Source organism: Vibrio sp. V42_P2S4T144 (assembly GCF_009904715.1).
In the GTDB taxonomy this organism is placed as follows: Bacteria; Pseudomonadota; Gammaproteobacteria; order Enterobacterales; family Vibrionaceae; genus Vibrio; species Vibrio alginolyticus.
On sequence record NZ_WXWS01000107.1, the window covers coordinates 1 to 18,608 of the forward strand.

20 protein-coding genes and 1 other RNA gene are annotated in these 18,608 nt (G+C 44.9%); 12 read left to right on the top strand and 9 right to left on the bottom strand.

All coding sequences use genetic code 11. The annotated features are described in order from the left end of the window. The first annotated feature begins 41 nt into the window (after nucleotides 1-41). Nucleotides 42-938, top strand: a complete 897-nt coding sequence (locus CAG68_RS03430; protein WP_025768836.1) for a LysR family transcriptional regulator ArgP — start codon at nucleotides 42-44, stop codon at nucleotides 936-938. 208 nt (nucleotides 939-1,146) lie between these two features. Continuing rightward, the gene (locus tag CAG68_RS03435) at nucleotides 1,147-1,839 is read left to right on the top strand and encodes an oxidative stress defense protein (RefSeq protein ID WP_005384550.1); all 693 of its coding nucleotides are present in this window, start codon (nucleotides 1,147-1,149) and stop codon (nucleotides 1,837-1,839) included. 71 nt (nucleotides 1,840-1,910) lie between these two features. Here the strand turns inward: CAG68_RS03435 and serA are convergent, their stop codons facing one another. From serA to CAG68_RS03460, 5 genes are all read right to left on the bottom strand, one after another. Then, entirely contained in the window at nucleotides 1,911-3,143 is a 1,233-nt protein-coding gene (gene serA / locus CAG68_RS03440) for a phosphoglycerate dehydrogenase (RefSeq protein WP_005384551.1), read from the bottom strand. A 274-nt stretch (nucleotides 3,144-3,417) separates the two neighbouring features. Continuing rightward, entirely contained in the window at nucleotides 3,418-4,074 is a 657-nt protein-coding gene (gene rpiA / locus CAG68_RS03445) for a ribose-5-phosphate isomerase RpiA (RefSeq protein WP_005380982.1), read from the bottom strand. Nucleotides 4,075-4,127: 53 nt separating this feature from the next. After that, complete coding sequence (locus CAG68_RS03450; protein ID WP_025768838.1) at nucleotides 4,128-4,727, bottom strand: 5-formyltetrahydrofolate cyclo-ligase; 600 nt, start codon at nucleotides 4,725-4,727, stop codon at nucleotides 4,128-4,130. A 5-nt stretch (nucleotides 4,728-4,732) separates the two neighbouring features. After that, a non-coding RNA gene (gene ssrS, locus CAG68_RS03455) (6S RNA) lies at nucleotides 4,733-4,917 on the bottom strand. Nucleotides 4,918-4,925: 8 nt separating this feature from the next. Then, nucleotides 4,926-5,234: a cell division protein ZapA gene (locus tag CAG68_RS03460; protein WP_005384553.1), complete on the bottom strand. Its 309-nt coding sequence runs from the start codon at nucleotides 5,232-5,234 to the stop codon at nucleotides 4,926-4,928. 249 nt (nucleotides 5,235-5,483) lie between these two features. Here CAG68_RS03460 and CAG68_RS03465 point away from each other — a divergent pair, with 249 nt between their 5' ends. From CAG68_RS03465 to CAG68_RS03475, 3 genes are read left to right on the top strand one after another with little or no spacing between them, the layout of a single operon-like run. Then, nucleotides 5,484-6,062, top strand: coding sequence for a YecA/YgfB family protein (locus CAG68_RS03465; protein WP_005380976.1), 579 nt, complete (start codon nucleotides 5,484-5,486; stop codon nucleotides 6,060-6,062). A gap of 23 nt (nucleotides 6,063-6,085) precedes the next feature. Next, nucleotides 6,086-7,264 (top strand): 2-octaprenyl-6-methoxyphenyl hydroxylase, encoded by a 1,179-nt coding sequence (gene ubiH, locus CAG68_RS03470; RefSeq protein WP_005380974.1) that lies wholly within the window; start codon nucleotides 6,086-6,088, stop codon nucleotides 7,262-7,264. A gap of 31 nt (nucleotides 7,265-7,295) precedes the next feature. Continuing rightward, complete coding sequence (locus CAG68_RS03475; protein ID WP_086047042.1) at nucleotides 7,296-8,504, top strand: FAD-dependent 2-octaprenylphenol hydroxylase; 1,209 nt, start codon at nucleotides 7,296-7,298, stop codon at nucleotides 8,502-8,504. Nucleotides 8,505-8,569: 65 nt separating this feature from the next. On the opposite strand, the gene CAG68_RS03480 is transcribed toward CAG68_RS03475, so the two are convergent. The 3 genes from CAG68_RS03480 to ygfZ all read right to left on the bottom strand — a co-directional run bounded on the left by CAG68_RS03480 (nucleotide 8,570) and on the right by ygfZ (nucleotide 10,850). After that, nucleotides 8,570-8,776, bottom strand: coding sequence for a DUF1107 domain-containing protein (locus tag CAG68_RS03480; protein ID WP_005380970.1), 207 nt, complete (start codon nucleotides 8,774-8,776; stop codon nucleotides 8,570-8,572). 639 nt (nucleotides 8,777-9,415) lie between these two features. Beyond that, a complete protein-coding gene (locus CAG68_RS03485; protein ID WP_053306796.1) occupies nucleotides 9,416-9,889 on the bottom strand; it encodes an aminoacyl-tRNA deacylase in 474 nt (157 codons plus the stop codon). Beyond that, nucleotides 9,882-10,850, bottom strand: a complete 969-nt coding sequence (ygfZ, locus tag CAG68_RS03490; RefSeq protein ID WP_053304136.1) for a tRNA-modifying protein YgfZ — start codon at nucleotides 10,848-10,850, stop codon at nucleotides 9,882-9,884. The genes CAG68_RS03485 and ygfZ overlap by 8 nt, the downstream gene beginning before the upstream one ends. A 189-nt stretch (nucleotides 10,851-11,039) precedes the next feature. Between ygfZ and CAG68_RS03495 the strand changes: the two genes are divergently transcribed. Next, entirely contained in the window at nucleotides 11,040-11,300 is a 261-nt protein-coding gene (locus CAG68_RS03495) for an FAD assembly factor SdhE (protein ID WP_005380951.1), read from the top strand. Next, complete coding sequence (locus CAG68_RS03500) at nucleotides 11,269-11,730, top strand: protein YgfX (protein ID WP_230623489.1); 462 nt, start codon at nucleotides 11,269-11,271, stop codon at nucleotides 11,728-11,730. Before CAG68_RS03495 ends, CAG68_RS03500 begins: the two co-directional genes overlap by 32 nt. A gap of 22 nt (nucleotides 11,731-11,752) precedes the next feature. Here the strand turns inward: CAG68_RS03500 and nadB are convergent, their stop codons facing one another. Continuing rightward, complete coding sequence (nadB, locus tag CAG68_RS03505) at nucleotides 11,753-13,366, bottom strand: L-aspartate oxidase (RefSeq protein WP_005380947.1); 1,614 nt, start codon at nucleotides 13,364-13,366, stop codon at nucleotides 11,753-11,755. Nucleotides 13,367-13,920: 554 nt separating this feature from the next. Between nadB and rpoE the strand changes: the two genes are divergently transcribed. From rpoE to lepA, 5 genes are all read left to right on the top strand, one after another. Next, a complete protein-coding gene (gene rpoE / locus CAG68_RS03510) occupies nucleotides 13,921-14,499 on the top strand; it encodes an RNA polymerase sigma factor RpoE (RefSeq protein ID WP_005380946.1) in 579 nt (192 codons plus the stop codon). A 26-nt stretch (nucleotides 14,500-14,525) separates the two neighbouring features. Further along, the gene (locus tag CAG68_RS03515) at nucleotides 14,526-15,152 is read left to right on the top strand and encodes a sigma-E factor negative regulatory protein (protein ID WP_005380944.1); all 627 of its coding nucleotides are present in this window, start codon (nucleotides 14,526-14,528) and stop codon (nucleotides 15,150-15,152) included. Beyond that, nucleotides 15,149-16,108: a sigma-E factor regulatory protein RseB gene (gene rseB / locus CAG68_RS03520; protein ID WP_005380941.1), complete on the top strand. Its 960-nt coding sequence runs from the start codon at nucleotides 15,149-15,151 to the stop codon at nucleotides 16,106-16,108. The genes CAG68_RS03515 and rseB overlap by 4 nt, the downstream gene beginning before the upstream one ends. Before the next feature lie 2 nt (nucleotides 16,109-16,110). Beyond that, nucleotides 16,111-16,581 carry a SoxR reducing system RseC family protein gene (locus CAG68_RS03525; protein ID WP_005380936.1) on the top strand — a complete coding sequence of 157 codons (471 nt, stop codon included), beginning with the start codon at nucleotides 16,111-16,113 and terminating at the stop codon, nucleotides 16,579-16,581. Nucleotides 16,582-16,739: 158 nt separating this feature from the next. Continuing rightward, nucleotides 16,740-18,533 (top strand): translation elongation factor 4, encoded by a 1,794-nt coding sequence (gene lepA, locus CAG68_RS03530; RefSeq protein ID WP_005380934.1) that lies wholly within the window; start codon nucleotides 16,740-16,742, stop codon nucleotides 18,531-18,533. Nucleotides 18,534-18,608: the final 75 nt, after the last annotated feature.

The following is an 18,608-nucleotide window of genomic DNA, read 5'->3' on the forward strand; positions in this document are numbered from 1 at the left end:
AATTTAACGGGAGGCGTTTGATCAAGAGTGAGAGGAAAGGTATGCGAGGGTTAGATTACAAATGGATTGAGGCATTAGACGCTATAGTTTATCAGGGTAGCTTTGAGCGTGCTGCCGAGCATTTATTTGTTTCTCAATCCGCCATTTCTCAACGTATCAAGCAGTTAGAGAAGTTTCTCGCGCAGCCTGTTTTAATTCGAAGCCAGCCACCTAAGCCAACGCTAATTGGTAAAAAATTGTTGGGTCTTTATCGGCGAGTACGCTTGCTAGAGCATGAAATTCTCCCCGAATTAAAAAATGATACCAGTACGCGACCTGTGCAACTCTCTTTAGCGACTAATGCAGATAGCCTTGCAACATGGCTACTGCCAGCGCTGCAAAATGTTATGAAGCAGCGTCAAGTTGAACTAAAACTGACTATCTATGGTGAATACCGCTCTATTGAAAAACTCAAAAGTGGCGAAGTGACAGGAGCGATCAGCTTGGAGTCCCAGCCAATCCCCGGATGCAGAGCAGACTATTTAGGTCGCATCGATTATGTTTGTGTCGCGAGCCCAGAGTTCTATCAGCGTTATTTTTCTAAAGGCGTAAATAATCAGACATTGGCAAAAGCACCGGCCGTTTCATATGACCAATATGATGATCTACATAAAACATTTCTTACCGAGCATTTTAACGTCAATCCTGACAGCGTTATTCATCACAACATCAGTAGTTCTGAAGCGTTTCTAAAAGTGGCGTTAGCTGGTGTTGCTTATTGCTTGATCCCCCGCTTGCAAATTACCGACGAATTAGACAGAGGTGTGTTGGTTGATGTGACTCCAGGTTTTTTAATGTCCCATCGGATTTATTGGCACCACTGGCAGTTAGAAACTGGGGTATTACAAGAAATCTCACACGCGATAGTGGGGTATGCGCAGCAGCATCTACCTCAATAAGTTTGTCAGAGCTGCATATCGTTAACTTAAGTGTGTTTTGTTTAAAAATTACGCCAATGTTACATAGTCAAAGTTGTGTTAGAAGTCACTATGGGTGCTTGGATAATCGGCGGAAGTTTCTATTATGAAACCACACGCTTTCTCAGCCATGATAGTGATGTTGGAATCTGAGATTAAGTACTTAATTTTGTATGGATGGATTTATTGAATGAAATTGTATTCATTTTTGCTGGCTTCAGCACTCAGCCTTACCAGTGCTTCAGTTTTGGCGAATACGCCAGAGTTTGCTCATGTTACGACAACGGGGTATGGCGAAGTGACGGCCACACCTGATATGGCTACGTTTTCTGTAAAAGTAGTCGATACGACAATGACGGCCGAACAAGCGAAATTGTCCGTAGATAAAACCGTTGAAGAGTTTCTAAAAAGCTTATCGGATGCCGGCTTATCAAAAGACAATATTACTAGCTCGAATTTATACCTTGCTCCTCAGTACCATTACCCTAAATCAGGAAAAGCAGAACTTGTTGGGTATCGAGCATCTCGCAGTATTGATGTCACGGTGACGGATCTGAAAAACCTTAACCAATACCTAGATATGGCGTTAGAAGCGGGAATTAATCAGGTTGATAATATTCAACTTAAGGTAAGCAACCAAGCCGAGTATCAGCAAAAGGCACGAATGGCTGCGATTAAGGACGCAAGAGAAAAAGCAGGGTCATTAGCGACTGGTTTTGAGAAAAAGTTGGGCGATGTATGGCAGATCAATTACAGACAGATGCACGTTCAGCCTGTGTTAATGCGTTCAATGGCGATGGATAGTAAAGAAGGAGCGAATAGCTACCAAGATTCAACCATGATCATTCGCGATCAAGTCGATGTCATTTATAAGCTAAAGTAAGGCTTAGCAAACAGTAAAAAGCAAAAGGCAGGGAGTTACAACCCCTGCCTTTGTCATTTCTATTTCACAGTTTAATGCAGGATACGAGCACGGATTGTGCCTTCAATGTTTTTGAGCTTTGTTAGAGCTTCTTCTGAGCGTTCAGTTTCAACGTCGATCACTACGTAGCCTATTTCAGCGGCTGTTTGTAGGTACTGCGCGGCAATGTTAATGCCTTCTTCAGCAAAGATGGTGTTGATCTGAGTTAGGATACCAGGACGGTTCTTGTGGATATGAAGCAGACGAGAGCACTCACCACTGTGTTCTGGTAATGACACTTCAGGGAAGTTTACGCTTGAAAGTGTCGATCCGTTATCAGAGTACTTAGCCAGTTTACCCGCCACTTCTAAGCCGATATTTTCTTGTGCTTCTTGTGTTGAACCACCAACGTGTGGAGTGAGGATGACGTTATCGAATTTTTGTAAAGGAGACTCGAACGGGTCAGCATTCGTTTTTGGTTCAGTTGGGAATACATCAATTGCAGCGCCGGCAAGGTGACCAGCTTCTAAGCTATGGCAAAGTGCAGGAATATCCACAACGGTGCCACGTGCCGCGTTGATAAAGATGGAACCTGGTTTCATTCGAGCAAATTCAGCTTCACCCATCATGTTTTTCGTTTCCGGTGTTTCGGGAACGTGCAAAGAAATCACATCACATTTGTTCAATAGTTCACTCATGGTATGTACTTGCGTCGCATTACCAAGGGACAGTTTGTTCTCAATATCGTAGTAGTAAACGCGCATACCTAAGTTTTCGGCAATAATACCAAGCTGAGTACCAATGTGACCGTATCCGATAATGCCAAGGCACTTACCACGAGCTTCGTAAGAGTTGTCTGCACTTTTCTTCCAAATACCGCGATGTGCAAGTGCATTCTTTTCAGGAATACCACGCACTAGTAAAAGGATTTGCCCAAGTACAAGCTCTGCCACGCTTCGAGTGTTAGAGAATGGTGCATTAAAGACAGGAATACCGCGTTTTGCTGCTGCGTCTAGGTTTACTTGGTTAGTACCAATACAAAAACAGCCAATTGCAACCAGCTTGTTCGCCGCATTTATTACCTCTTCGGATAGGTTCGTACGGGAGCGGATACCAATGAAGTGTACGTCTTTTACCGCTTCAATTAGTTCTTCTTCCGGAAGGGAACCTTTATGGTATTCAATGTTGGTATAACCAGCTGCTTGAAGAACTTCAACTGAAGAAGGGTGGAGTCCCTCTAACAAGAGGATCTTAATCTTTTCTTTTTCCAGTGAAACTTTGGCCATTTTTTCTCGTCCTTAAAATGGAAAGGTGGGCTAATGTGGCGCACATTGGGCAAAACTATTAAAAAGGGGATAATTAACAGTTTTGTAGGAAGACAAACGTTTCCCTGTGCGTCTTCTGTTCAATAAAGTAACAAAAAAAAATTGCTTTGGGTAAGAAAATTACGGAATAAGAGATAATTTTCTTATAGAAAGGAATAAAAAACGGTGCCTTTCAGCACCGTATGTAATGAAATAACAGAAAAGTGAACCAGATAGGTTCATTTTGGGCTGTTATTTACTCTTCAATTTTTGCACCTTCTGGTGTGCCAGTGATCACTACGTCTGCACCACGATGAGCGAAAAGACCCACAGTCACCACACCAGCGATGCCGTTTATTTTGTCTTCCATTTCTTTCGGGTTGGTAATTTGCATATTGTGCACATCCAGAATCACGTTGCCGTTGTCAGTCACAACGCCTTCACGGTAAGCTGGATCACCACCTAGTTTTACCAATTCACGAGCCACGTAAGAGCGTGCCATTGGGATTACTTCAACAGGCAATGGGAACTGGCCAAGTACGTCAACTGCTTTAGTGCCGTCAACGATACATACGAACTTATCAGAGATTGCTGCGACAATTTTCTCACGAGTCAGAGCCGCGCCGCCGCCTTTGATCATTTCACGTGCTGGGTTGATCTCATCTGCGCCATCAACATACACATCCAGCTTCATTACATCGTTACACTCGTATACTTCAATACCAAGCTCTTTAAGGCGCTCAGTTGAAGCGACAGAGCTAGACACTGCACCTTTAATATCATCTTTGATAGTGCCTAGTGCATCGATGAAGTGATTCACGGTAGAGCCAGTACCAACACCGACAATGCTGCCTTTCTCAACATATTTTAGTGCTGCCCAACCAGCCGCTTTTTTCATTTCATCTTGAGTCATGCCAATCTCCTGAATAGATGTTCGTTAACGTTTGCGGGCGTGATTATAGCGGCTTACTTGTCACTTTCCCATTGCCATATTTGGCTTGGGGTCACGATCTTAGGTAATGGAATATCCCAGCTTTCAATTGGTAAGCGTTCTACATGTTGGCAGTCATGAGCGATACCGACAGGTTTAGCTCCCTCTCCAGTTATAAACCAACGTGACAGAGTACGATCGTAGTACCCCCCGCCCATGCCTAAGCGGTGCCCGATGCTGTCGAACCCAACTAAAGGTGTGCAGATTAAATCAAGCTGGCGAACGGGTTTGAGGTGTCTGATATCGAGCTTGGGCTCTAAGATGCCGTACTTGTTGTAGACGAGCTGTTCATCACTTATATACTGAAGAAACAGTAACTGACCTTTAGAAAAGGGATGGATGACGGGCAGATAAACCGATTTTCCCTGTTGCCATAACCATTCAATGAGCGGTTTAGTATCAAGCTCACCGTCTGCAGAAAGGTAGATGGCAATATGTTGCGCCTGCTCGATTTCAGGAAGTTGGGAAAATTGAGTAATAAGGTCGATTCCCGCTTGGTATTGTGTATCACTGCACAGAGCGTTGCGCTTTTCACGAATCAGTTTGCGGAAGTCTTGTCGAGAGAGGTCTGACATAGAGAGAATACCCCAGGGTGCCGTTGAGGATTGTGGCCCTTGAACCAGCTGGTTCAAGGCGGATCAGCAATGACAACCGTAGGCTTCTCGGTGCATGCCGAGCTTGCTCAATAGTTACCAAATACTAACCCTTAGGTATTGCTTATCGGCTCAGGGACTTAAATCCTGCTGACGCACACCCCAGGGTAAATTTTGTATTTACTGCTGTCCTTGCGTAACTTTGCTTAGTGCGTTCTCTAAAGACGCGGTGAGCTTTTCCATTCGCTCAGTAATTTCTTGCTGTTGACCATTGGATTCGTATGACTTGGTGTGCAACTCATAGCAAATATTCAATGCAGCAAAGGTCAGCAGTTGGATTTCATTGGTTACCTTAGTACGTTCGCTCATTTCTTTCAATCGGCGATCAAGATCTTTTGCCGCTGCAACAAGAGACTCTTCTTGTCCTGTCGGACAATTCACACGTGTAAGTTTGCCTAATATTTCAACGTCGATCGCTTGATTGCTCATGATGAATAAACTCTATATTCGCGCTATCTAAGGTGTTGCTTCATACAACTACCGAGGAGCAAACTATAGGAAAACCGCTATTAAGATTCAAGCATTTCCCATCACAGAAAGAGAAATGATGACGAGATCACACAGGAATTGGGCAAATTGAACAAATGCTGTCCAAAATTGAATTTGATAGCCGTTTCAGACCACTAACCTTGATGGTAGGATATACCAATACATTATTACGCAAGAATGAGCCAAGTTATGAGTGAAATCACCCTTCCTGAATACCAATCTATTGCTGCTGAACTGCAATCGGCAAGCCTGGCTGTGACACCGGCGGAGTTACATGGCTTATTTGTTGGCATGTTAAGTGGTGGATTGGCGATCAATGATCAAACTTGGCAGCCGATTCTTTTTGACTACACCAATGATGGGATGGGGTGGCCCTCGACAGCACTCACTTTTGCTCAGAGCATATTCAACGTTACTGTTAATGAGCTTACTGGCACATCAATGGAGCTGTCTTTACTATTGCCAGATGAGCCGGGCGAAGAAGGCTTATTCGCATTAGCCGACAGTGTGTCCGACTTTGTAAACCACTTTATTTCTGGGCTAGGTCTAGCAGGCGTTGCGCTTAACAAAGCATCTGATGACGCTAAAGAAGCACTGGCTGATCTAGAAGAGATTGCCAAATTAGGCATTGATGAAGATGACGATCTTGGTGAACAAGCGCAATTGCTAGAGCAAGTGATTGAGCACATCAAAGCTTGCGTACTAACGATTCATGCTGAATTTGGTGTTCGTCCTGAAAGCAGCGACAAAAAACCTACTATTCACTAATCGTAGACCGTCCAGAGGTTAGTATGAAGCAATATGATGTAGTCATTGCTGGTGGTGCCATGGCTGGTGCAACGTTAGCATTGGCGATTGACCATTTGTCTCAGGGAAAGCTCCGCATTGCCGTCGTTGAGCCTTTTAAAGCACAATCAGATATGCACCCTGGTTTTGACTCTCGCTCAATCGCATTGTCTTACGGTACTGTCAATCTGTTGCGTCAACTACAGCTCTGGACGTCAGTAGAACCGTTTGTCACACCCATTGAACATATCCACGTTTCTGACCGTTCTCATGCTGGGATGACGGAGATTACCAAGCAAGAGGTTGGGGTTGAAGCTCTAGGGTATGTTGTAGAATTAGCCGATGTTGGGCGTGTATATCAAGAATTATTAGACAGCAGCGAATCAATTACGCTGTTTTGTCCTGACTCCGTTACCGATATCGAGCGCGAGCAAAACTGTACCCATGTGACGTTGAAAAGTGGTGAGCAACTTGAAGCAAAACTGCTGGTGGCTGCAGATGGTGCTGTTTCGACCTGTTGTCAGAAAATTGGTCTAGAACTTTCTGAGCAAGATTTTGAACAAGTGGCTGTCATTGCCAATATTGTGACTCAAGAACCTCATCAAGGTAGAGCCTTTGAACGTTTTACTGAAAATGGCCCTGTTGCTTTATTGCCAATGAGTGACAATCGAATGTCCTTAGTTTGGTGTTTGCACCCTGAAGAAGCCCAAGCCGTTCTTGAGTTATCTGATCAAGCATTTCTCCAGCGTTTACAGAACGATTTTGGTTGGCGTTTAGGCGCGATGAAAAAAGTGGGGCGCCGTGCAAGTTACCCATTGCTTCTTCGCCATCGAAAGCAAAATATTTCACATCGCTTTGCGATTGTTGGAAATGCGGCGCAAACGCTGCACCCGATAGCTGGACAAGGCTTTAATCTCGGTATTCGCGATGTAGTCTCACTAGCAGAAGAAATTGTGCAGCAAAGTGAGGATGTGGGTCTTTATCAAGGCCTGATGCGCTTTAGTCAACGTAGAGAAGCAGATCGAAGCGAAACTATTTGGCTAACCAGTGCCTTGGTGCATGTTTTTTCAAATGATTTACCCGCGATGCGAATTGGCCGAAATACTGCCTTAGCAGCGATGGATAACCTTTCTATTTTTAAGCAGCCGCTACTACGCCATACACTTGGCTTGGTAAAACGATGAACGGCCGCACTGAATTAGGTAATAAAAAGCAATGATGCAAAGTGTAGATATCGCCATCATCGGCGGAGGGATGGTTGGGTTGGCACTTGCTGCCGCGTTCAAAGACAGTGATCTGCGTGTCGCCGTTATTGAAGGTAAAGTGCCAGATGATTCGTTGAAAGAATTGCCCGATGTTCGTGTGTCTGCGCTGAGCCGCTCTAGTGAGACGATTTTGCGTAAACTTGGTGCTTGGCAGGGCATAGAACAGCGCCGAGCTTCGCCTTACCATGGCATGGAAGTATGGGAACAAGATAGCTTTGCCAGCATTGAATTTAATGCACAAAGTATGGCACAACCTGATTTAGGGCATATTGTTGAGAATCGTGTGATTCAACTTGCACTGCTTGAACAAGTCCAAAAGCTCGATAACGTCACTATGTTTATGCCTGCACGTTGCGCGACTCTCGCGGTCGGTGAGCAAGAAAGCTGGCTGACGCTCGATAATGGCCAAGCCATGACCGCTAAATTAGTGGTCGGAGCCGATGGGGCGAATTCGTGGCTTCGCCATCAAATGGATATTCCATTAACGCATTGGGACTATGGTCATCATGCTTTGGTCGCGAATGTCAAAACTGCTATGCCACACAACAGCATTGCGCGCCAGATATTTACTCCTCACGGACCGTTGGCATTTTTGCCAATGTCGCAACCAGATATGTGCTCTATTGTTTGGTCCACGGAGCCAAATCGAGCAGAGCAGTTAGTGGCAATGAGTGAACATGATTTCAATAAAACGTTGACGAGTGAGTTTGATGCTCGACTTGGTCTATGTGAAGTAGTGGGAGAGCGTGCTGCGTTTCCTTTGAAAATGCGCTATGCGCGAGATTTTGTTGTCGAGCGAGTCGCGCTGGTTGGTGATGCGGCCCATACCATTCACCCATTAGCGGGGCAGGGTGTGAATTTAGGTTTATTAGATGCGGCCAGTCTTGCTCAAGAAGTATTAGCACTTTGGAAGCAGGGTCAAGATATCGGCAGTAAACGCAACCTAAGAAGCTACGAGCGTTGGCGAAAAGCGGAAGCGGCAAAGATGATCGCTACTATGCAAGGGTTTCGAGATTTGTTCTCTGGCGAGAACCCTGCTAAGAAGCTTGTTCGTGGCATTGGCTTGAGTTTAGCGGGGCAACTGCCGGGAGCGAAAGATGAGATCATGAAGCGCGCGCTTGGTTTAAAGGGACACTTGCCGGATCTGGCGCGTCAGTAAGTGCAAAGCGAACTTCAAATACACAAAAGGCTGGTTAATCCAGCCTTTGTTTTATCAACATTTTGCTAAGCATATGCGCATCGGAGTTTCATTATTTCTTGATTGATCTCTTTGACCGCTCGGAAATGGCGTTGCTCTGCTTTCTCCGGCAGTATTAACTTACCGTTATCAAACTCGAATCTACCGACCCCGTAAATATAAATTCTTCCTTTAAAAAGACGACTTATATGTTTAGCAATCATACTTGGTGTATAGCGCTTAAACAGTCTCATATTTACTTTCCTTTTATCTAACCTAGCCTAGGTATTCTACGTTCTGGACGCGAAAATTATTGTGACAGCAATAGTATTAAATACAGATGTAGGGTGTTGCGTCAGAGAATTGTGTTGTCTTAGACAATTTGACAGTGTCATCTCTTAAATAGCGTGAGGATTACCCCAAAAATAACCTCTCTAAAGGAACCCTTACGCCAATACACTCCTTTTTACGTGACGCATTAAGCAATAGTTTTGTTACAGAATTAAGAATAGAACGAAAACGGTTGTTTGCTAGTTGTTTCTATTAAGGTCGTGCTTCGCGTAACACACTTTACGTTCTAACGATTAGAGGAAATGAAAGAGAAAAAGTTCCACGTAAAAAAAAGCCCGCTTCAGCGGGCGAATAGTCACAGATGCATTACACAAAAGTGGATAACTAACTGCATGAATGCTGTCACTCAGCTAGCTGACTCACTTTATATCGGTTAAGTGCTTGTTTGAAACTTAACCAACAAATTCAGCATATACGAGTTTTATCTTTGTGACTATTTATGTTTTATATGTGATTAAAAATTCTCATGTCTATTTTTGTAGATATGAGCGAGATCACGCAGTGATAGAAACACTACGTGTCATTACATTGTTTTTAGACGATTAACGACAGATCTCAGCTACGGTCGGCTGGCACAATTGGATAAGATCTTGAATAGAAAGCGCCAGCCCAGCCATTCGATCGCCACTGCTGATCGTGACTTCCTGTTCTTCTAGTAAGCTGGGGTCGAACACGATTGGCATATGACGTTTGAGTAACAGAGGAGTGACAGTACCAACTTTGTAACCAGTGATGGACTCAACATCGGCTTGATCAACACAAGTCATCCGGCGACATTTCAGTAACGAGCGCACTTTTTTGGGATCAACGCTACGATCACCTGGTGCACAGGCGAGTGCATATTGATTACCCATGTCTCGTAGCAAGATTGCTTTCACCATTTGAGAAGGGCGAATGCCGCGTTGGTGCGCGGCATCCTCAATGGTGGTTGCTGGTCTTTGATGCGGTAACAGACGAAACGGAATGTGTTGGTCTGTGAGAAATTGCATCAAAGGAGTATTGATTGTATTACTCATCATCAAGACTGTAAGGCAGTGATTCGATTGTCCATTCACATTCTGGTTGCGCAACTAAACGAAGACGAGTGTCTTCATCGAGATTATTAGGCAGTACGATCAGGCCAATCGCGTGATTGTCACTGAACTGGTAGTAGTTTAATAAAGCACCTACTGAACGCCAGTTTTCACCTACGCTGCGTTCGAGCTCAATTGGTTCGTCACTAAATGGAGCAGAAGTTGCACCTTTTACGATATACATCGCACGTTTATTGGTACCGCGATACTTCGCTCGTGCTACCGTTTCTTGTCCCGTGTAGCAGCCCTTTGTGAAGCTTATGCCTCCTAAAGCTTGCACGTTGAGTGCTTGTGGAATGTGAGCATTCTGCGCGGATGCAGAGACAAATGGTAAACCTGCCTCAATATCGAAACGATTCCAAAGCTCATTTGTCGTAAAGACAGCGTCGGTAGTTTCAACGATTTGCTGTGCTTTTGGTGCACTTAATATCAGTAACCAACGATCTTGTGCAACTTGCACTGCTGTGCCACCGTCAACTGGGCGAACGCTGCCAGTTGTCTTGCTCATTGTTGAAATGAATTCGTCGGCTTTGACGCCAGCAACACCTAAGATAACGTCATCAGAAGCTTCAATCGTTACTTTAGAGAAAATGGCGTATTTCTTTATTTCACTAAGTTCTACGTCAATCGCCGATTTTGGTTGGATCATGCCGTAGCCATCATGATGATGGAAAAGCCGGAACACGCTCCACACTTTGCCTTTTGCATCACAATGTGCGCCCAGTGTTGATTGGTCTTGTTCTAAAGAAACAACATCGCAGGTAACCTGACCTTGTAAGTATGATTTTTTATCATCACCGATCATGGTGATCATGCCGAAGTTATCCAGCAGTGAGATAGATAACTCTGGAAGTGCGTCTTGAGTTGAGAGAGGTAATGCTGAAAAACGAGTTTGCCATTCCATAATTACAATGCCTTTTGAAGATATTTTTCCGCTATGTTATACCCAAATAACCTTGAGATACTAGGGGAGCGATTTACGAATCAACATTTGTCTGCTTTCACTATCGTATTGTGACCCGCACACTAGTGACGTAGCACATCCCTTGTTACACTCCGCACTAACAACAAGACATCTATGAAGGAATAGTGAATGTACACTCCGGAAGAAAAAGCGCGTATTAAATGGGCTTGTCGTCGAGGCATGCTTGAGCTTGACGTAGTAATTATGCCGTTTTTTGAAGAGTGCTTTGATACTCTGAGTGAACAAGAGCAGCGTGACTTTGTTTCTTTACTTGAATGCGATGATCCTGATCTGTTTACTTGGGTAATGGGGCATGGCCGTAGCGAAAATTTAGGTCATGCAGCAATGGTTGATAAAATTGTCGCCCATAACCTCAGCAAAGTTCGTTAATTTTACTGCTTCTCCCTCTCTGACTGCCCGAGTCCTCAATGTTGTACTTTTCTTATTGATGACTTGGGCTGTTATCTTCTCTAGCATTCCGCTCGTATTATCGACTTATTTGTTATTACTGATTGTTAAGGCTCTCTCAAGCCAAGGCCTTGTTCAACCTACAAGTCATGGGCATTGGTATGTGCACTGCGATGGCTCGGTTAGGTTTGATGCCCTTGAGTATGGCGAATACTCGGAAGATATTGAGTCCGAAAAGGGTCATTTACAGCGAGTCGATACATCGGCATCACCATTCAAGATAACATTCCAATTGCAATCTGGCCGTAGTGTTACGATTTGGCGTGATAGCTGTGACGATGAGCAGTATCGTCAACTATCTTTGGTATTACGCCAATGGGAAATGAAACAGGGAGCTAATGCTCCCTGCTGATGTAATAGTTTACTTGGTAGAGTTAAAGCTGTTTAGCTGGAACCAAAATCGTTGGTCCGCTGTTTTCCAGTTGGTTCGGATAATCAAGCGTGTAGTGCAAACCTCGACTCTCTTTACGCTGCATCGCACAACGAACCATCAACTCTGCTACTTGTAAAAGGTTACGCAGTTCTAATAAGTTGTTCGACACTCGAAAATTGCTGTAGTACTCGTGTGTTTCTTGTTGCAACAGTTGGATACGGCGTAAGGCGCGCTCTAAACGCTTGTCAGTTCGCACAATGCCCATGTAGTCCCACATAAACAGACGAAGCTCGTGCCAGTTGTGCTGAATGATCACTTCTTCATCACTATTGGTTACTTTGCTTTCATCCCAACATGGCACCTGTGAAGGTAGCTCAACGTTAGTGTGATGTTTTAGAATATCTTTTGCCGCAGACCAAGCATAAACCACGCATTCGAGAAGTGAGTTTGATGCCATGCGGTTAGCACCATGCAGCCCGGTGTAGCTAACTTCACCAATCGCATACAAATTTTTCAGATCGGTGCAGCCATTTCTATCCACCATGACACCGCCACAAGTGTAGTGTGCAGCAGGTACGATTGGGATTGGCTCTTTAGTCATGTCAATGCCCAAGTCCATCAAACGTGAATAAATGGTTGGGAAGTGTTTCGTAATAAAGTCAGCAGGCTTATGGCTGATGTCGAGATACATACAGTCGGCACCTAAACGCTTCATTTCGAAGTCGATAGCACGAGCCACGACGTCACGCGGAGCAAGCTCTTTACGTTCATCGAAATCTGGCATAAAGCGAGAACCATCTGGACGACGCAGGTAAGCACCTTCGCCACGTAACGCTTCAGTTAGCAAGAAGTTACGTGCTTCTGGGTGATATAAACACGTCGGATGGAACTGGTTAAATTCCATATTAGCCACACGACACCCTGCACGCCAAGCAATCGCAATACCATCACCAGACGACACATCTGGGTTAGAGGTGTATTGATAAACCTTTGAAGCACCACCTGTAGCGAGAACCACAAATTTGGCTCGCACGGTTTCGACATGCTCTTCGTTGCGGTTCCAAATATAAGCACCGATAACTTTGTTTTTATCACCGCCAATTTTGTCTTCGGTGATTAAGTCCAGAGCATTGTGACGTTCGAGAACATGAATGTTTGGATGGTTATGAGCGTTATCTTGCAGGGAGGTTTGCATCGCCATACCTGTCGCATCTGCCGCGTGAAGAATACGACGACGGCTATGACCACCTTCACGAGTTAAGTGGTAGCGAGGTTCATCGTCAGAGTCATCTTCTTCACGATCAAATGGGACACCACCGTCAATCAACCACTGTACACACTCTTTTGAATGCTCAGCAATGAACCTTACGGTCTCCTCATCGCAAATACCATCCCCGGCGATTTGCGTGTCTTCAACGTGTGAATCAATGGTGTCTGACTCATCAAATACGGCAGCGATACCGCCTTGAGCATAGTAGGTCGCCCCTTCGCTGCGTGGTCCTTTACTCAGCACCATCACCTTACAGTGGTTAGCAACGCGCAAAGCCAACGACAAACCTGCCGCGCCACTCCCTACCACTAATACATCACACTCATGTTCACGATTTGTGTTCATATAACTTTTATAATCCCAAGCTAAGGTAACAAAGTTACCTTGTGTATTATTTGCACACCATGTGCATTCCATTATCGCGACATCTGTCGCTAAGGGCTAAGTTGGGAGACCTATCGACGTCCGTGTTACTGCGGTGACTGAGCCACTCTTCTTTTTCATGCAGAGCATGAGCATGCTTCCTAAGTTATAATTTGTAACGCGGTGTTCAGATAGCCATTAGCCATGCAAATGAAAAGTAATAGTTTGTCAATGCCATTGCTTTTCCATGCTCGACCCAGCACAATCTGGGACAGAGATCATTCATTATACCCATTTCCCTCCAAGATGCTCGCTTGTCAAACTTAGACTAAAGTCAGGCAGCGGTGGTCATTTGGGTACAGACATCACACTGTGAAAAAACAATGACAAAAAACTTGAGAAACCATGGAACTTTCTCATTCACGTTAGGGTCACAATAGTGCTCAAGTAAGCAGTGGTGTCAATACTACGTTTTGCATAATTAGTACCCATATCTGAGAAGAGTAGGGGCATAACAAATAGGAGTATCCGCTCGAATGAACGAGCAGCTGACCGATCAAGTATTGATTGAGCGAGTTCAGAATGGCGATAAGCAAGCATTCAACCTGTTGGTAACAAAGTACCAGAATAAGGTATGTAATCTTATTTCCAGATACGTTAGTAATCCTGGCGATGTACCAGATGTAGCACAAGAAGCGTTTATTAAAGCTTACCGAGCTATCCCTAGCTTTCGTGGGGAAAGTGCGTTTTATACGTGGCTGTATCGCATTGCAGTGAATACTGCGAAAAATCACATTGTTGCTCAAGGGCGTAGACCTCCAGCGACAGATGTCGATGCTGAAGATGCTGAATTTTACGAAACAGGTAGTGCACTTAAAGAAATATCGAACCCTGAGAACTTAACGTTGTCCAAAGAATTGCAACGGGTGGTGTTCAGTGCAATCGAAGCTTTACCTGAAGATTTAAAAACCGCAATGACATTACGAGAGCTCGATGGCTTGAGTTATGAAGAAATTGCAGAAGTGATGGATTGCCCGGTAGGAACGGTACGATCGCGTATCTTCCGTGCTCGTGAGGCGGTGGAAAAGAAAATCAGACCTCTTTTGCAACGCTAGTACAAGTAATAACTATGGTGAAAATAATGGCTGACAAAGAAAAACTTTCAGCTCTCATGGATGGAGAATTGGTCGATAAGGCTTTAATTCAAGAGTTAGAGCAAGACCAAGAGAGCCGTGATGCTTGGCAGAACTATCACCTGATTGGTGATGTGATGCGAGGCGAAGCGCCAGCAAAACCTGAGTGGAATATTGCTGAAAGCGTGGCGTTAGCGTTAGAAGATGAACCTGCACACCGTGCGTTTGATTCGCACAGTGCAAATGTTATCTCAATTGCGGATACGCCAAAAGAGTCGCAACCAGAACCGCAAAAAGCAAAACGTCAATTGCCAGGTTGGTTGACGCAGTTTGGTCAAGTTGCTGTTGCTGCATGTGTATCGCTTGTTGTTATTTTAGGTGTACAGCAGTACGGTGGTAGCGATTCAATGTCGCCGCAAACAGATCAATTACCTGTATTGCAGACGGTTCCGTTTGCTGGCAGCGCAGAACCAGTGAGTTTGACTCGTGAGTCTGTAGAACGTTCTGTAGGCGAGGCAAATATGCAAGAGCAGCGCAAGCGTGTTCATGCTATGCTGCGAGACTACGAATTGCAGTTACGAATTAACAGTGATGCATCTCAACAAGATGCAAATCTGAATCCGGATATTGAATGAAAAAATTTCTGATCAGCGCTTGCGCTCTGTTCAGTATGATGTCTTCTCAAGCCTTTGCTGGTGATAAGCCAGCGGAGGCTTTATTGCATCAAATGAGCGAGGCGAGTAAGAATTTAAGTTACGAACTCTCTTATATCCTTATCAAAAAGAACAGCATTGAGCCGTTGCTGTATCGTCATGCCACGCATGGTGACGATCAATATGCTCATCTTGTCTACTTAAGTGGCCCCGTGCGTGAAGTGATTCGTCGCGGAACTGAAGTAAGTTACATCGAAACGGGTTTAGAACCGTTCACCATCGAGTCAGGTAAAATGGTCGCTCCGACGATGCCTATGCTCAACACCAATATCGATGAGCTAAACTTGTATTACGACTATGTAAAAGTGGGTAGAGCTCGTGAAGCTGGTGTGGCAACACAAGTGCTGCGTATTGTTCCTAAAGACGGTCTGCGCTATTCATACGTACTATGGATCGATGAGAAGAGTAAATTGCCGTTACGTGCCGACCTTGTGGACCGCGATGGTGAGATGCTTGAACAATATCGCACTATTTCTTACACGGTAAACCCAAAAATCGCAGAGTTAATGAGTGGCCTGCAAGATGTTCAATTACCTGCTGTTCTCACCATGCCAAAAGGCGATATTGGGACCAGTAATTGGCAGGTTGGTTGGATCCCTGAGGGTTTCGAGCCGAACGAGCTCAACCGCTATCGAATGGCCGTTACTAATCAAATGGTGGAGAGCCAGCTGTATTCTGATGGTCTGTTTAGCTTCTCTGTTTACGTAGCAAACAAAGATGAGCATTCGTTAAAAGGGCAGTTGGTTCGCCAAGGCAGAAGAACGCTACACAGTTTTGTGAGCGGTCAACATGAAATCTCTGTTGTAGGAGACATTCCACCGACCACAGCACAGCGTATAGCCCAATCTGTCACATTTAATGTAACAAAGAGTAAATAACAATGATGACCGCGTTGGCTACCGTGACAGACGTGCATCGTCGCGGCAAGCAATTCGAAATTGATTTAAGTTGCGAACAGCAGACCAGTTGCAGTAGTTGCTCTTCACAGAAAAGCTGCGGAACGGGCGTTGTTACTAAAGCCATTGGTAACAAGAGTTTATCTTGGCACCTGCGCACGGATAAATCGGTGAAAATAGGTCAAGTCGTCGAGATTGGTTTTCCTGAGTCGAGCCTAATAAAATCAGCAATGGCGGTTTATTTACTGCCATTGTTTGGTTTGATTATCGGTGCGATGTTTGGTCACTTCCTATTAGCGCCGCTGACAGCCGGCGGGGAAGGCATCATCATATTGGCTTCGGTATTGTTTGCCGCTGGTGGAATGTGGATCGCAAAACGTGTTTCTCGTCCGTTAGAAGATGAATCCAAGCGCCAAGTTACCCTCGTTCGGGTACTTGGAGAGCCAATCCAGTAAGTGTTGTCCCCCTCCACTAAAGGTTATTTGGGTATGTACTTTAAATTACGTGCGCCCGTTAACGAAATTCGGTAGAATCTGCCAACTTGATTGAAATGCCGTCAGTAGATGGCGTTTCTTACTGTCCCTATTTGTAAAGAGTTAGTCACCCTAAATCTATGAAGCACATTCGTAACTTTTCGATTATCGCCCACATCGACCATGGTAAGTCGACCCTATCAGACCGTCTAATCCAAGTTTGTGGCGGGTTAACCGATCGTGAAATGGCCGCACAGGTTCTGGATTCTATGGATCTTGAACGTGAGCGTGGCATCACCATCAAATCTCAGAGTGTGACGCTAAACTACACCGCTAAAGACGGTGAGACGTATCAGCTGAACTTCATCGATACTCCGGGGCACGTTGACTTTGCATATGAAGTATCACGTTCTCTAGCGGCTTGTGAAGGTGCGCTATTGGTTGTGGATGCGGGTCAAGGTGTTGAAGCTCAAACACTGGCTAACTGTTACACCGCGATCGAAATGGATCTAGAGGTTGTGCCAATCTTAAACAAGATTGACCTACCTGCAGCTGATCCTGAGCGTGTAGCGGAAGAAATTGAAGAAATCGTTGGTATCGATGCAATGGAAGCAACTCGCTGTTCTGCGAAGACAGGCATCGGTGTTGACGACGTTCTAGAGAACATTGTGTCAGCGATTCCAGCACCTGAAGGTGATCCAGATGCGCCACTACAAGCGCTGATCATTGACTCATGGTTTGATAACTACCTTGGCGTTGTTTCTCTAGTGCGTATTAAAAACGGCGAACTGAAGAAGAACGATAAGATCAAAGTGATGAGTACGGGCCAAGTTTGGGGTGTAGACCGCCTTGGTATCTTTACGCCAAAACAAGTAGATACCGATACCCTTCGTACTGGTGAAGTAGGTTGGGTTGTTTGTGGCATCAAAGACATTCTTGGTGCCCCTGTTGGTGATACGCTGACTCTAGCGAAGAATGGTTGTGATAAACCGCTACCAGGCTTTAAGAAAGTTAAACCTCAGGTTTACGCAGGTCTGTTCCCTGTATCTTCTGACGATTACGAGAACTTCCGTGACGCACTAGGCAAACTAAGCCTTAACGACGCATCGCTATTCTACGAGCCAGAAAACTCTGCGGCACTTGGCTTTGGTTTCCGTTGTGGTTTCCTTGGCATGTTGCACATGGAAATCATCCAAGAGCGTCTAGAGCGTGAATACGACTTGGATCTTATCACCACAGCACCAACGGTAGTTTACGAAGTTGAGAAGACGGATGGCGATCTGCTGTATGTTGATAGCCCAGCAAAACTACCAGCGATCAATGATATTGAAGAAATTCGTGAACCGATTGCACGTTGTAATATCCTTGTGCCTTCAGAGTACCTCGGTAACGTAATCACCCTGTGTGTTGAAAAGCGAGGCAGTCAAGTTGATATGGTTTACCACGGTAACCAAGTCGCTGTGACTTACGATATTCCAATGGCTGAAGTGGTACTGGATTTCTTCGATCGTCTGAAATCAACATCACGCGGTTACGCATCTTTGGATTACAACTTCCAGCGTTTTGAAGCTTCGAACATGGTACGTGTAGACGTTCTTCTTAACGGTGACACTGTTGATGCATTGGCGATGATCACACACAAAGATCAGTCTCAGACTCGCGGTCGTCAGTTGGTAGAGAAGATGAAAGAATTCATCCCTCGCCAAATGTTTGATATCGCAATCCAAGCGGCAATTGGTAACCACATTATCGCTCGTTCAACGGTAAAACAGTTGCGTAAGAACGTTATCGCGAAATGTTACGGTGGTGACGTAAGTCGTAAGAAGAAACTTCTGAAGAAACAGAAAGAAGGTAAGAAACGCATGAAGCAGATCGGTAACGTTGAGCTGCCTCAAGAAGCGTTCCTAGCCATCCTTCACGTAGGTAAAGACTAAAGTTGAACTTTGTCTCACACTTGTCGGTCTTAAGACGTTAGATATTAAAATAAGTGAAAGGGTTTCGGCTCTTTC